Source organism: Algoriphagus aestuariicola, from assembly GCF_017254835.1.
Classification (GTDB): domain Bacteria; phylum Bacteroidota; class Bacteroidia; order Cytophagales; family Cyclobacteriaceae; genus Algoriphagus; species Algoriphagus aestuariicola.
This window is the reverse complement of record NZ_JAFKCW010000001.1, coordinates 440595-455666: the sequence shown is the minus strand read 5'-3', so window position 1 is coordinate 455666 and position 15072 is coordinate 440595. Positions and strand designations below refer to the sequence as shown.

General features: G+C 49.9%; 6 protein-coding genes and 1 tRNA gene. 3 read left to right on the top strand and 4 right to left on the bottom strand.

What is annotated here, in order from left to right:
* Positions 1-207 precede the first annotated feature (207 nt).
* From J0A67_RS01870 to J0A67_RS01860, 3 genes are all read left to right on the top strand, one after another.
* Positions 208-281: transfer RNA gene (locus J0A67_RS01870), tRNA-Asn, on the top strand.
* Between the two features lie 335 nt (positions 282-616).
* Entirely contained in the window at positions 617-1171 is a 555-nt protein-coding gene (locus J0A67_RS01865) for a hypothetical protein (protein ID WP_206567575.1), read from the top strand.
* Positions 1168-1590 carry a hypothetical protein gene (locus J0A67_RS01860; RefSeq protein ID WP_206567574.1) on the top strand — a complete coding sequence of 141 codons (423 nt, stop codon included), beginning with the start codon at positions 1168-1170 and terminating at the stop codon, positions 1588-1590. The genes J0A67_RS01865 and J0A67_RS01860 overlap by 4 nt, the downstream gene beginning before the upstream one ends.
* Before the next feature lie 9 nt (positions 1591-1599).
* On the opposite strand, the gene J0A67_RS01855 is transcribed toward J0A67_RS01860, so the two are convergent.
* Genes J0A67_RS01855 through J0A67_RS01840 form a run of 4 tightly spaced genes read right to left on the bottom strand, consistent with a single transcriptional unit; the run spans position 1600 to position 15012 of the window.
* Positions 1600-3369, bottom strand: a complete 1770-nt coding sequence (locus J0A67_RS01855; protein WP_206567573.1) for a hypothetical protein — start codon at positions 3367-3369, stop codon at positions 1600-1602.
* A 6-nt stretch (positions 3370-3375) separates the two neighbouring features.
* Positions 3376-8244 carry a hypothetical protein gene (locus tag J0A67_RS01850; RefSeq protein ID WP_206567572.1) on the bottom strand — a complete coding sequence of 1623 codons (4869 nt, stop codon included), beginning with the start codon at positions 8242-8244 and terminating at the stop codon, positions 3376-3378.
* A gap of 29 nt (positions 8245-8273) precedes the next feature.
* Complete coding sequence (locus tag J0A67_RS01845) at positions 8274-11429, bottom strand: hypothetical protein (RefSeq protein WP_206567571.1); 3156 nt, start codon at positions 11427-11429, stop codon at positions 8274-8276.
* A 19-nt stretch (positions 11430-11448) separates the two neighbouring features.
* On the bottom strand, positions 11449-15012 hold the full coding sequence (locus J0A67_RS01840) for a DUF6603 domain-containing protein (RefSeq protein WP_206567570.1): 3564 nt from the start codon (positions 15010-15012) through the stop codon (positions 11449-11451).
* Between the last annotated feature and the right edge of the window lie 60 nt (positions 15013-15072).

The window sequence follows — 15072 nt, the reverse complement described above, 5'->3', positions numbered from 1 at the left end:
TCAAGGCACAGCAATAAATCCTAATCTTGTGAGGAAACTTAAAAAAAGGAGTTTTCTTTCAGAAAAATAAGTACCTGAAACAGAATCAGAAAAAACCCAATTGCCTAGAATCCCAAGTTTTTTTCAGAAAGCGATTTGGAAAAAATGGGATATGCCTCTACATTTGCAACACGTTTTCCGAAAGGGATCACGAAATACAAAAAAAATTCCTCCTTAGCTCAGTTGGTTAGAGCACATGACTGTTAATCATGGGGTCCTAGGTTCAAGCCCTAGAGGGGGAGCAGCAAAAGCCTTCAGATTCACTTTTGAGGGCTTTTTTGTTTTTGGGAATACCCAATTTTCATGCTTTCCAAAGTGATATTTTCCCAATAATTCTTTCGGTATTTTTTTTAACCAAAAAACACTTGGTTGGGATGAATGGCTGGCATTTACAGAGTCAAATTCAACCAAATCTTGAAATTTCAATCTCAAAACTGGAAAACACGGCCGAAAATAACAGTATCAAACCTCAGTGGATTCCGCACACCATCCTGTTTACAGTACACTGGATCAGGCTTTTCCCTCTATTTAACCAAGAAAAAAACAAGGGGACGGCTATTTTTGCACTTCCAAAAAAATGAAAGAACGCAAAAACATACTCCCCTCACTCCTGCTACTCTTTGCATCAATCCAGTGCATGTTTGTCGGCACGATCATCTTTGAGCGGGCAAACTATCTGGAAGTGGGGACATTCACTTTGATTTTTGTCCTTATACTGGCTTCCCACTTCCAAACCTACGTATGCATGAAACTTCGCTTTGAATTTGATCGGTGGAGCGTGGCGATTTGGGTGTTTTTCGGGTCTTTCGCAACTTTCGGACTAAGGCAATTCGGAGTAGAGACCGTATTGGCAACAGCCTTGGTCGGCTTATTTGGCGCTCTGCTGCAGACAGCCTTTAAGTCTAACAGCAACTTCAGACAGGTTCCTTCCGCGATCTATTGTGGTGCATTCATATCGATGACCAACCTCACTAACGACCCTGGTTTCATTTTGCTTGCATCAGTCTTTACTTGCCTTCTATTTTTTGCCAGCAAATCCATCCTCCAAGGCATAGGAGGCAGGCTGGGCACCATGGCCTTCATCGGGGTTGTATTCGCCTATTTTGTCCAACAGAGCGTCGACCTAATATGATCCAAGAACTCGTCTGGATAAGCACTGGAGTAACCGCCGCATGGAGCACTTACTGGATTCATACCCGTTTCCGGGTCAATCCCGTGATGGCGTCTTCTCTTGTCACTTTGGCTTTTGCCTTGGGCGTGTCATCGCTTGGCCATTCCCAAGAATGGGTCGAGCAGATTCCCTACGCCGCGATTGGTGGCTCCTTCATTGGGATGAGCACTAAAAAGACCATGAAAGGCCTAGAAACAGTCCTGCTGGCCTCACTCATCTTTGGAGTTATCTTCACCCGATCTAGCCATTTTTTTGAAGGCTTTGGGGGAGCGCTGGGAATCTCGGCCTGCATCGCTGTGTTGACGGCTGTCACCTGGAGGAAATTTGCCAAAAGAACTCGATATAGGCTAAGGAGAGCACTTAGCCGATCGGAGAAGTAAGTAAGCCGCTCATTCACTCTTTTTTTCTATCGGAAGCAGGCGATCAAACATCAATCCGCTCCAGCCTTCACCCCTTCCGGTAGTCTTGGTCCTTCCTACCCAAAGAATGGTTTTCCCGTCAATCCAGCGTGTCCGTTTGAAGGTTCGCTTGACAATCACCCCCGCTCTTGGCACTTCCTCTTCCTCTATGAAATGGACAGGCTGATGCTCTTTTAACAAAAGACTTTGCGGAGCCGGAGCATTCGGAATCTTGGCGCGCTGGAGGCGGATTTCTTTTTCGCTGCCACTCTTATGCACTGGAATAAACGGTATCCAGTTTTCGGGCACTGTGGTACCAGCTAGATAGCGGATTTTTGATTCCGGATTGTCGGGAGCCTCGAGAGGGTCAAACCGGGGCCTGTTCAGCTTTACTTCTCTGCCCCCGCCTGCGTTAGAAGGTACCGTATTTTCGATTGCCCAAACCATGTTGGTCATTTCATCACGCATAAAATTTACTTTTTCCAAAGGCTCACTTTGCTGAAGTTTGAGAATGGAGGGGGCCAAGTAAAACCGGTTTCTGGGCGACTGTAAATTCTGTCTCTCGGTGTGCCGGAATACCGCGAACTCATGCCAGGCCACTTCGGGGTCTGTGAAAGTCGGTTCGATGAGGATATGCTGGCCAAAAACATCCGTGACGAGAATGTTTTTCACTTCGCAGTAGGAATTGATTTTCATCGGATAGGGAAGTACAAACCAGTCGTTGGAATAGGTGATTCCGTATTCGGTAAGTAACATGGACAGCAAACCGGTCGTGCCGACCTGAATCTTCGCAAAGTCAATCTGTCCATCCTCCATCTGCCAAAACCGGGGATTCGGAATTCCTGAATATTGAAGCGGTGCGGGAATAAACGTCTGAACGCCCACTTTCAACTGGTCCGGCTGCTCGACCCCAGCGGATGAGCTCCTTAAGTTTTCATCAAAACTGCTCCATTCAAGCTTGCCTGAGGCATACTGGTCAGCTTCGAGGACGACTGTCTTCCCTCCTTCGGCTTGCGGCATTTCAAGGCTAAAGTTGTACTCCATACGATCGGGAATCCAAGCATTCTGTCCAGATTCGATCTGATGGTAAAGCTTCTTAAACCAAGTCTCAAACAAAGATGGAACCGCTTTGGTCAATACAAGACGATCCGAATCGTCGAATTCAGCATCACTATTTACCCAATCGGCATAAGCTCCGCTTTGTATGTCCCTTAGAATCGCATGCCCATCTGGAAACCTCCCATTAACCGTCTGCGCAAACAGCAGGCCCTCTCGGTCTTCCGCCTTGGGACTTGTATCTAGCGGATATTTTCCGAGAAAAACCTCCTTCAGCGACGACTGCCCATTTTCCGCAAGAATCCTCAAAAATTGTCGGCCCATTTGCACTTGAAGATGCAGGTTCACCTCCACCGCCTCACTCTCCACTTCTGGCTCTAGCGGGCTGGCGAATGCATCGTATGCCTTTGAGCCTTGCTTGCCAAAAATCAATACCCTTGGAGCCTGCTCCTCTGTGAGAATCTTGGCCTGACAGGCTGTCCCGGCATCCTCACCCTGAAATTCCCCCAGCTGCCATTGCCGAGTCAACATCCACATCGGATCGGCGGTCTCCGCCCTTAGGCTTTTTTCAAACTCTGCTTGGCGAGGCAAGCCCTCAAGCCGGTTTCTATTAGAGATGAAGGGTTCAAAAAAACGCTTGTCCAAGGCCGTAGTTGCCAAGTTGGCATTCGCCTTTAGCTTTGAAAATTCACTTAGAGTTGGCATTTCGTTTTAGCTTTTTTCCCACTTGGTGTACAGTTGCATATTCGAGGCTTTGGCGACCTTCATAAACTTGTCATTCAACACAAGGTAATCTAGGGACACATTGGCCTCCTTGACATCAAATGAAGCGATAGTCATCGGAAGCAGGATCTTGAGTACGTCATGCTCCATGATCTGGTCCGGCTCTACCGCCCTAGACCGAGTTCTTCGGATGGTATCATTTAGGACACCCTGCAGCACATCCCAATCCCACTTGCCGCTGTTGGTGGGTTCCACAGCTAGCAGTACCGCCTGCGGCGCTGTGGCATTGGGCTGATTGTAGTGATAGGTCACGCCGGTGATCTCCTCGTCAAGCGGGATCTTTTCCGTCCATTCATCCACGATCAGCACTGACTGCAAATCTTCCGTACGCTTCGCCTGCTCCCCACAGTAGGCGAGAGAAACTGTATCTTCCATGATATTAAAGGGCTTTCCGTCATACTCCTTGGGAAACTCAAACCCCAGCCAGCTGTCCTCGGGACGAAACGGCACCTGGCTGACCGACAGATCCAAGGGATCATTTTCCAATGCTTCACTCATAAAACGCAAGGTCTCAAAACGGCCTACTGCAGGCCTCACACGTGCCACCGACTGAAGCCATGACTCTTTGTTCACAGCTCCGCTCAGGCCACTCAGGGAATTGATGTGCTTCAGAAGTTGCGCTTCTTCTTCAAAGGATTTTTTCAACACATCGCCATTGGAATAGGAAAATCGGGGAATTGGCAGAAAATCATCTCCCAACACAGCTTTTGCAGCATCGGATAACAGTTTAAGTCTCGGGTTCAACTCTGCTTCGTCTTCTGCTTTTGAAAGTCTTTCCCCTCCAGCGGTGATTTTTGACTTCATGATTCTCCACAGGCTTGCCGTTCTGGAAAGCATATCTTCTTGGCTTTCCAGCATCTCCGGCCCCGGGCTCTGCGGATAGGCCAACTGAACGCCAAATAGAGTGGACACCTCCTGAAATCCAACAATCCCCAGCAGGGTAGATTCGGAAAGAACAACTCCATGAAACAAGGGGGACGGATCTGGACTGGAACCCGCTAGATCGAACAAGTCCGCCAAGGTCGCAGGGTTCATTTCGTCCTTGGGTTCGACAGGGCCCGGCACGAGATTACCGAATGAATTGGCTACAGCACGGAGGGAGTCCAACGCTACAGAGATCCGCTGTTGCAGATCTTCGAAGTCGACCCCTGTCAATCCTTGGGAGTTGACGACCGTCTTTGTCTTGCTGGCGAAGTCCCTTGCGTCAGCCACTCGAGTCTGCCCCAGCGTCATCTTGATGCACCGAAGCAGAGGAAACGCGGACGCCAACGTCTTGTCGGGGCTCTTTAATTCTGGCGAGAATTCAATTTTCACCTGCACGGATGCAAGAAGGCTCTTGGACTTTCTGAAATAAAAGGCAATTCTGCTTTCCAACTCCGTCGCTCCCGCCGATAAGTCCTCCGACAAAAGATAGATCAGATCTATGGGCTGAAGCTCCAAATCTGCCAGGGAAACAAGCTCCGTTTTTGAATTCTCACCTTCTTCGGCAACGGAGGTGACTCTGCACATGATTTTGCGGGGATCCCCTACCAAGCCGGCAATCCATTGATTCAAACCCGGTTCAAAATTCGCGCGGGGCGAGGCCGAGGAAGGCCATCCTCTTCCCGGAGAAGAAAAATTCTTGGTTTCCAGATGCACAGCAATTCGATGTGTGTAGGTAAACAAGCTTGACCGGGGCGTATCTAGCACTTGGATTTCAGGCGGAACGTCCGCAAAAAGTGCAGCATTTAATACTCCCGCAGTCCTATCCCGGTTTCCCTGGGTGATCTGAAAAGCAGCCTCAGTCACTAGCAAGTCATTGCAAGCGTCGAGCGTGTTTGCCAGTTCTTTTTTTAATGCCAAGACCATGGCTCTGTCTGAGGATGACACCAGATTGCCTACTTCCGCATCACTGGCCTTGAGTATCTTCAGCCCATTTACCACTGGGTAGCTGTCGATGGTTTCTTGGGCTTCGGTGGTGCCTTGCTGAGGTATCGACAGATTTTCTATCTCATACTTGTTTCTAAAATCCAGGATATACCGGTTGAGGTTGTTTGCCGGGTTATTGGTTGTAGCATCATGCAGTCCCCGCTCAAACTGGTAGCCAAGCAGAACTTCAAGCCTTTGGCCATTCCTGATGCCTTCAAAGAGGCCCATCGCCCGCCTGGCCCGGTCGCTGGAAAGGTTCATGGCAAAGAGGCTTGGATTGGCGGGACTGGAGTGGTTCCTATAGCCTGCCAAAAGAAGGCCAATGACCGTTGCGTGGTTGAGGGAAGGTACATGGGAAAATCCGGCGTTTTGCTTGAGCTTCATCGGCGCAGTCCCATCCTTCGGCCATAATTCCTCTGGCACATTTCGCTTGTCCAACAGTTTTTTGGGCTCTGGCTTCAGGTTTTCCACCCAACCATAGGAAGCTATATACACGCCGGTAGGTGCCTTTGCCCTGTTTTGCTGTAGCCGTCTTGTAAATAAGCCCATTTGCCAAGCATCCAGTCTGTACGAGCACAGGTCCACAAAATCCGCCAAGTTCCGCTCCAGCGTTTTCGTCGAAAGTCCTCCAAGGTAGTTCATCGCACTTCTCATGGGGCCTATGTTCGGATTCCATGTCAGATGGATTTTTGGATTCAATAGGTAGTCGCCAAGACTGGTGTTGACATTGGCAAAAGCGGTGGAATTGATCTTCTTGGGATCGCCCTTGAGCAATTCAAAACTAGTGAGGTCCTGGTTGTTTTTGTCCATGTTGAAGAAGCTCTTCTCAAACATGGCCGACTTGACGGTGATTTTGTTTTCCTGGAAAGCCTTCGTCCCGACCTGCTTTAGCTCGGTCAGCAGGGAATGGCGCATGAGCAGGGACAGGAGGGATCTAGGCGGCTTTTCTCCTCCAAAGTTGAGCGTCTCCAGATCGCCAAGGGTGCACTTGGTCCCCATGTATTCGGCATAATTGAGTCCAGAGGAGCGCATTTTTGGAAGGTACTCGGAATCCGAAGCGACGACATTGGGTAGGATCAGCTTGTCGGAGCCGATGGGATTAGTCCATTGATAAAAGACCATATTCGATATCAACGGATAAAAATTCCCCTTTGCCAGAGGGTTGAAGCCGAGGCTGGTAAGGAATTCGACGATACGCTGATTGAGGTTTTTGATCTCTACATTGAAAAACGACTGGTTAACCGCCGGTGAGGCCAGACTATAGTCCGGGAGATTACCCAGGCGTTGGCGAAAAGCCACAGAGCCGGGCTGCAGTCCTAGAATCTTCAGCAGGATTTCCCAACTATCCCCCGGCATCCCCACTCTGGGAACCTTGAGCGCTAGCTGATCCCAGACAGTCTGCAATCGCTTCAGCACCTCAGCCAATCCCACAAAAAACTTCCCAGAGGAAGCTTCATTCCACCGGGTCAAGTCGCTGGTCAGGAGGACCCCATAGGGCTGATCTCCCACCCGAATGGCCGAAAGCGGACCTCTGGCAGACACGAAGGAGTTGAAAAAGCTGCGAATCTGGGCCGCATCGGCACTTTTGATCGCTGGCTCCATCAGCTCTTCAAAGTAGTAGGAAAGTGTGGCAGCATAGAGTGCCCGATTCATCATCAGATTGTTGAAATGGTCCATCTGGCCAGCTTGACTCAGGTCCTTCAGGACATTTCTGTCTACTCCAAAAGCCTGTGCAAACAGGTCCAGATCCGATTGGGAATTCACCGCCGGCGTACTTTCCTCATAGTATCCCTTCGCAAGGTGGTCTTCGTTTCGGGAATAGCCCGAGGTCTCGGTTTCAGTATTGTTGGTGGCCGTGCCTTGAGGCAAAAAAGAAAGCCCTTTGGAGGAATAGTGGTGGTTGTCAAAAAGGTCCTCGATGATTTTCTTCCCAGATACGGGATCAGCGGAATGCAAAAGTCCCAACACAGTAATCCTCTCGATGGAACCGTCAGAAAGCCGCATGTTCTGATTGAGTTTCACCTTCATCCCGAGTCCGTTTGCGACCGCTTTGTCAAAGTTTCTCAGCCAGGCTATCTCCTCCTGAAAAACAATCTCATCCTCGGCCTTCATGAAGGGCTGCTCTGTGGCCAAGGGATCTGGCCCGAGAAAAACCGTATCGGGAATCACCGCTCCTACCTGCTCATGAACGGCTTTGCCATGGGCAAAAAATGTTACCACAAACCGGTCCGGCAATGCCTGGGTTCTCGCCGCCCTGGTCCAAGTACTTTCCTTGAACACGGCATGTTTCGGAAAATCCAAGTTTGGCGGCGGCGTAGAATCCGTCTTAGCCCAATTCTGAGGTCTAGTCGCCTTGGCAATCCAAATCGCTCGCTGTGGGCTAATAGAAAAAGCTTTCAGCTTTTCCCAAGCCAGTTTTTTTTCAGACTCTGCTTTCTCACCTGGGGGGAGACTGTGCAATCCGGCTCTTTTTGTCCAATACTCCTCACCTGCGGCGACTTCTTTTTCTGCAAGCAAAGGTTCATGGGTATCCGTGTGGATGTCATCTGGAAAAATCCTGATCCAAAGCTCAGGCCCTCCCCCTGCTGGAGTGATAAACCGAGTCTCGATCCTAACAGGCAACATCACAATCGGCAGATTGCCATTCAACTCCTTGGTAAGTGTCCGGTGGTTGATCAGTTGGAGTCCGGCGATGGCGCTGTTCAGGGAAACCTCCGTTTGCCTAAACAGCAATTCCTTCTGCTTGAAAGACCTGTCTGTGCTCAGGGGAATGTTTTTCTTGGCCTTGGCCGCTACCCCCAGCTTGCTTTCGTAGCTGGTTTTTTCGGCGGAGCTGTAGGACTCGCGCAGTTGCTTGATTTTCTGTATCTGCTCCTGAAAAGTTGGCATATCGAAAAGTTTTTACCGGTTAGACAATCCTATTTTTTCCAAAAATCAGCTTTGTAGACACCATAGTGCTTCATCAAGCTGGTGCTACCCCTTGGGCCTACTTTTGTATCACTGATCTCCTTGTCCAGCATTTCCGTGGCATGCACGGCGACCATCACGGGACGTTGGATCAGGATGGAAGCCATATCGGCGGAGCTTCTGCCCCATACTCCTTTTGTAGCCGTGGGATCTTTTTTGTTGGGTTGTAAGCTAGCGCTAGCAAACGGGATGGATTCTGTCCCAAAATTCTCCCAAGACAAATCATTCCAAGTGAACGTTGTCGGATTCACTGGGTCAAAACTGATATCCATCCCAAAGCGGGGTTCCCCGGGGACTTCTGCGATGATAAAGAACCAGCCCTCCTTGTTGCCTGGAAAATCGGTCACAGGATCATTTCCCGCTGCCTCATCTATCGTAAGATCAAATCCCAAGAGCTTGATGTCAGGTGGTAACTCGGCCTGGTAGATCGGGAAGCGCACCTCCTTCTTAAACTTGCTCTCGTCCAATTCCTGGGTGATCACCCACTTTCCATCCTTTTTGAAAGCTTTTTGGGCGTAGACGACCGTGTTGGGAAACTTCTTGAGCAGTTCGCCCCGGATCACAAACACCAACTGCTCGGAGTCTCCCTCTTTGTCCCGGGCGTTGTTTTTCCCAAGGGGAGATTCCTTCGGCCATTTATGTATAGGCGCGATGTCCTTAAGTGACTCGGCATCCGTCGGCGTACTGTCGGGAGTGACAAATCCTTTTACATCCCAGAACTGCCGGAAATAGCTGCCCCGCATATCGGTAGGATATTCTCTCCATAGCAGCTCTCTGCCCATCTCGAAGTTCAAGCCTACTAGATAGGATTCTATGAATTTCTGGTTGGTTCGCAGGAGCGAAAAAGTATTGGGCTGGATCAGGTGAAGGTTGGGAAGCAGCAGCTCCTTGTCGCGATCCACCAAAAACTTGTAGGAAGGTGCCGGGAAATCGGGATAGGCCATAGCCGGAAGAAAATCGGGATCCACGCTCGGTTTTTTCGTGCCGGCGCTCCAGACAATCCTTGAATTCAAAAGTTTCTTGTAGGCATTCAAAGGTTTGAATGTCTGCAGGCTATCTACAGCCAACTTGTTGGTATCGACACTCGGAGGCGTGGCTGGCACGTCACGGAATGTATACCGTATCCCATAGTCTTCAAAAGCCGCTTTGTATGCCGTATTAGCTACAAATCCAGTGTCTTTTACCACGTTGATGGGCTTGATTGCCGACACCGCGTCAACTTTCAGAACGATGGAATCCAGTCGGATTCGAGACGCAGGAGTGGTCTTTTTGAGAGCTACCGGCGCGGCAATCGGCACTGTTGCTTTTGGTACACTCACCGCTTTGACAAGATCCTTGTTGAGAAGTTTATCCCATGCAGCGACTTCCGGAAGTCCGCCTTCAAAGTTTTTCTGATAAAAAATTGCATTCTTGTCCAAGTTGGACTGCAGGCTCCAAACCTGCACATTTTCGAGCTTTGGAGGCGCTGTCACCACCGTGATATTGCTGAGGGAGGTAAGTCCAGTGAACTTATCGATCGATGCAGCCGTGAGGCCCCCGACTTTGTTAGTGTTTTGGAGCAAAAGGGAATAAGAAGGAACAGCAGCCTGCTTTTGTATGGCGCGCACTATTGATGTGTTGGGCCTGATGATCTTCTGAAAGCCCGGCATCATTACCGCATCGGGAATCTTACCCTGATGTATAGTTTTCTTTACCGTCAGTCCTCCAGAGACAATTTTCGAAGACAGGTTGCGGCTGAAGGAAAGGACGTTCTCCTTTGGCTGGGGCAGGACGTTTTTGACGTAGCCCCGCTCCAAGGTTTGGGCCATAAGTTGGGCCATTTGCATCTTTCGATTTGCTTCTAGCACGTCGTTGAGCTGCTTCCAGGCTTGATCCATGAAGTTTTCCTGGTCATCCTGCACCGCCTGTACTCCAAAGCCAGCAGGCACTCTTGTCCTCGGATCCTTGTTCAGGTCATTGTACCAAATATCAGATGTCGGGTCAAATACGGGAATCACTTTTTCCCCCGGTTTACTCAGATCTTTGCGCATTGCGTGGTACATCCCGTAGAAAGGCATCGTTACGATCGGGTCCTCTTCACTTTCCTCCTGGCCTCGATTCAAGTTAATCAGCTTGCCTATTTCAGTCTGGAATTCATTGGAAATAATCGTGGTAGACACGGCGGTCGGTGCCATCACGGCTCCTTCGAGCAAAACAGTTTTGGGATTTGGCGCCGGAAGCTCCTCTGTTGAATCTGCACGAAAATAACCTGGGGCGGAACAATCCATGGGACGTGATCCAACACGCTCGTCCATCACGCGCGGCTCGATCAACTTTACCAAAGACTCGAAATCAAAGTTGGCTCCCGTGCGAAAATGCCAACGATAGTATACGGGGAATTCAAGATCGGAACCCATGCCCCAGGAAGACTGCTGGGCCATCACCCCAACAGGCTCACGCTCCAGCCCCGACAAGCGCCCGGTCTCGAAGCTAGGCACCAAGAATGCATGGTACATCACATTCGGATCCAGTTTTCTAGGACACATCACCCGGCTATAAACTCCGTCAGGATCGGTTTTCACTCCCTGCCGGAATGCGGCGATGTTGTTTTCAAAGACATTTCCTGTTTTGGGAAGGTTGGCGTGCATGTGTGCCCAGAGATGGATTTCGTCGTGAGGCTGCAATGCTGCCGCGTCCAAAACCTTGATAGATCGAAGGGGTTTCTGTCTTTTGGTATCCTCAAACTCTGTTTCTTTGAGCACAATCAGGCTCACCCATGGCCGCAGTTTTCTCTCGTCATCGGTGGCCGAGGCGGGAGTATAGCGCCAGGGAAAATCCTCGTCATAAAACTCGATGTAAGCCAAATAATTGGGCTCAAAATTGGAAATCCCATCCCGGGGCTCGGTTCGCACCACCATGTCCGCATTGATCCCGGTGATATCGCCAGGGCCCTGCAGCGTAAAATTCATCGTAGGAACAGAAATGCCACCATTGAGGACTATATCCACAGGGATGGAAGCCCGCTCGGTCGCCGTACCCGGTGACACGCCCAGGGTGTCCTTTTCCGCTACGTTCGCCGAGATTCCCCGCCTAGACCAAGAGAAGAAATTATACTGCCCAAAATCCATAACATTCCGTTTTTTAGTTCTAAACCAACTCGTGCATGCCCACTATCTGATAATTAGCCTTAATTGTCTTATTTTTCTCTGATTCCTTTTGCAGTGTTTCCAGCGCCTCGGCATAGCTTTCGGCACGAAAGGAAGGGTTCAGCTCCTTAAGATCGTCGGTTGAGGCGATGGTAAAACCTGTAGTTCTCAAGACCACTTTTTCTGGAGCGTTAAGGTTTTTGGATGCCTCATTTTTCCATGCGAGCTTACTCGATGCTACACCTGCTCCCCTTGCTAGATGCTTGAATCCACCCAGAGGTATTTTCATAAATCGTCGAGGAGGAACCAAATCGTCATCATAAGTATAGTCCAACTCATAATCTAGAGTCACGGAATCCAACTCGTCCTTGGCCAATCGGAGTTCTCCGGTATCATTGATCGTGATGCCACTTTCGAGTTGCTCAAAGGACTTCCTCGATAGCTTCTCGTCCTCAGAGAGAGGCTGATAGTTGCCGATCGCAAAAAGCTCTTTGGCTGGCGCAAAGTCGGGAGCCGACTCTCCAATATTCACACGCGATATTTTGAAGTTGGCCTCGTCAGCTTTGAGCGGCTTTCTGTTTCCATACTTTTTGATATCCATATTCAGCGGAAGGGTACGCTGGCTAAATGTGATCGATCCAAAGGGCTGGATCAACAGGTCCACTTGCTGGTCCTCAGGTATTGCCCGAAGACTGACATGGAGATGGTTGTTTTCGGGAATGATCGGTCGCCAGTTGGCGGACTTCTGAAGTTCTGCGGTTAGCAGAGCGCGAAGATCTTCCGTCTCTATTTCCACGTCCGGCTTAGGGTCGCCCCAAGTTTCGTCAAAGCTGATCGTGATCGTGATGAAGAGCAAACCGAAAGAGACTTCCCCCGAAATATTCCAAGGCGTTGGCCCGGAAAGCCTTCCAATGAAATGGATTCCAAAAAGTACGCTGGTACCCTGACGTATCGCCAGCGTGGCTTCGAGACGGACAATGAAGCTAAAGGGGTCAAAGATGAACAGTACATCCAGCGCCAGTGCACCATACAAGTTGAAACTCATCGGTCCCTCAACCAGCAGTTCGATTTTGGCACCAAACTGAACCGAATTGGAGGTCACCGCCAGATAACACTCCACACTTAGTCTTGGATTGTCCCCGCTCAGCAGCTGCAGACTGATTCGGTCCATATCCCTAAATGCTCCCGGAAGAGTCGGAACTGTCGGATAGTCCTTGAAGTCGGGGTGGAATCCACCTATACTCAACCCGAAGGCATCGCTCCCGCCCCAAGCGACGACCAAAGCGAGACTTCCGGTCAGAGGAAAGCCGACCAGTTTGGAATCGAACAGCCTGGCCTCGAAATACACGAAGCCATTTTGGAAATCGATTACGCCAAGGAAATTGACTTGGATTTTCACCAAAGCGGTCTCTTCGGTAGGCAGGGCCATCTTGACTACCCCGATAATGATGATCTTGGGCTCTGGCAGTTCGAGAATAATCCCGATTTCCACAGAAATCAGAGTCGGCGTGCCCCAGCCGATCTTGCCCATCAAACCAATCAAGAAGGAGTCCTCCTTGATGGGAAAAATCTGTTTGATGTCACTGATGATTCGGGAGATATTGCCCACCACATCTTCAGGGAAAAGTATGCTTTTCAGCGCATTGGTTTTCAGGCCTACGCGAAGCGCTTCGACCTCAGCTCTTCGGTTAATTCCCAGCAAGCCACCAACGCCAATCAGCGTAAAACCAAAACCTAGCTGGACAGGGGAAAACTCCGCGGTAATGATAATTAGCAGAGAAAAGCCCTCCGTGCCGTCCGGCATTTTCGTATTGATTATACCTACCGCCTTGAGATCAAAAAGATTTTTGAAGGAAAGCTCCAGTGCACCGAAATATTCTCCCTTGTCAGGATCCAGATAGAGGAAGCCACCACCGGTCACCACGCCGGCATTGATTCTGATTCCAGCTCCCGTCGGCCATTTGATCGCGGGTACAAGATCGTAGCCAAATACGCCACCATTCCCCTCCAGTTTTTTAGCCTGCAGGTTGAGGCCAAGCCGATTGATAGTCAGGGTGACAGGCGGGCCGAACTTGAGCCAGAAGTCCAATGAAACTTCCAGCTCGATCGTATTCATGTCCTCGCTAACGTTTACCTTGATCGTGAGGACTTCCAAACCTACTATATCCCCGAGGTTTTTGTGAATTGGAAGGCGCATGTTGAGCGCATTGAGCAGGGTAGTAAGGATTTTAGCCAATGGCTCAGCGTCTCCGCCAGAGGCCGCTGGCGTAGACGAAGAATCTCCAGCAGGGGTAGATGCCGCTGCCGAATCACCACCCGACCCGGAATCCGATTTTTTCTTTTCGTCTATGCCGATGTTTCCATTCCCATCGACGATAAATCCGTGCTTCAGCGAATAGCCTATTCCCAGGGGAAACTTGTCATTCAAGTCTGGAATAAGGCTGAAGGGAAACCCTGTCAGCCCCCCCTTTCCAACTTCATAATGTATATTCAGAATGCCCTTGACAAGCAAGTCGTCAGGCTGTACCATCACCCCCAACTTGACCGTGCCAAAGGCAAATTTGATCACCGGCTTGTCAAGCAGCGCAATCTTGGTGGGATTGGGGGTATTGTAGCTATAGAAAACGATGAATTTGTTGGCCGGGCCGCCTTTCGCTTCCGGCAGCGTTCCGATCCTAAACAGGGCATCCCCGGTGACGTCATAGCCTACCGAATGTCTGTCTCCTTCTCCAATATTAAAAGTCCGGGCACTTCTACCCAAGAGCTTGGTGACAAAGGCTACTCCCCCATGGGACTTAGGGGCAAAAAGCAAGGTGTTGTAAAGCTTCAATGGAACTTCCCCCGCGATCGTCGCATCCACGCCGTAGGTAAAAGTCCGGTTGGAAATCCGGTCGGCAATAGGAGTGGTGCTGGACTCAACTCCTTCATATCCGTAGTTGGAGCCAATGGTAAGATCTTCTACCCCGCCTTTTCTCAGAAAATGATCCAGCAAAAAGAGCCCGCCTGCTATCCCCATGAACAACGAATCGGATAGCGCATCGGCTGAATCCTCGTCCTCCAGCCCTTTCCCCAAACTTTTCAAAAAGCCCCCAATATCATCGACGATGAAATTGGATGAACCTCCCGCAGCTGCCATCTTGGTATCAAGGGCATTGAGCAGACTGATCACCGAGTGGACAGCCGGCATGCGTCGCCTCAGATATTCCAGCGTTAGCAGATTCAAGATTGCGGTTACGATTTCATTCGCTGTCCGTTTTTCATCCCCACCGCTGGCAGCAATCGCCGCCTGTACGATTCCCTCGATCGCAACTACGATGGCCGTCATATCGGCAATCGCCCCGGCGAGCTTGAAAGGCTGCACTTCGTCATCAGCCTTGTTGACGTACTCCTCCAGACTGGTGCCTATGGGTATATTGGGAGCAGAGCCCGAGGGAGGAAGCCCCAAGGAACCCAAAAGCTCATTCCTAGCCTGATCATCCGAAAAAATATCCAGACCTGGCTTGATGATCTCATAAAAGAGCTTGAGTACTTTCTGGAAAAAATCCTGGCTATCGTCTTCTGCCATCTTGTTTTAGTTTACATGCGATTTCTTTTTTCAAACTCTGCTTTATTCGAAATTGACTTC

Bases quoted from the DNA above. Each gene is read 5' to 3' on its own strand.
- J0A67_RS01855 (WP_206567573.1), bottom strand. From the start codon at position 3,369: ATGCCAACTCTAAGTGAATTTTCAAAGCTAAAGGCGAATGCCAACTTG.
- J0A67_RS01860 (WP_206567574.1), top strand. From the start codon at position 1,168: ATGATCCAAGAACTCGTCTGGATAAGCACTGGAGTAACCGCCGCATGG.
- J0A67_RS01850 (WP_206567572.1), bottom strand. From the start codon at position 8,244: ATGCCAACTTTTCAGGAGCAGATACAGAAAATCAAGCAACTGCGCGAG.
- J0A67_RS01865 (WP_206567575.1), top strand. From the start codon at position 617: ATGAAAGAACGCAAAAACATACTCCCCTCACTCCTGCTACTCTTTGCA.
- J0A67_RS01845 (WP_206567571.1), bottom strand. From the start codon at position 11,429: ATGGATTTTGGGCAGTATAATTTCTTCTCTTGGTCTAGGCGGGGAATC.
- J0A67_RS01840 (WP_206567570.1), bottom strand. From the start codon at position 15,012: ATGGCAGAAGACGATAGCCAGGATTTTTTCCAGAAAGTACTCAAGCTC.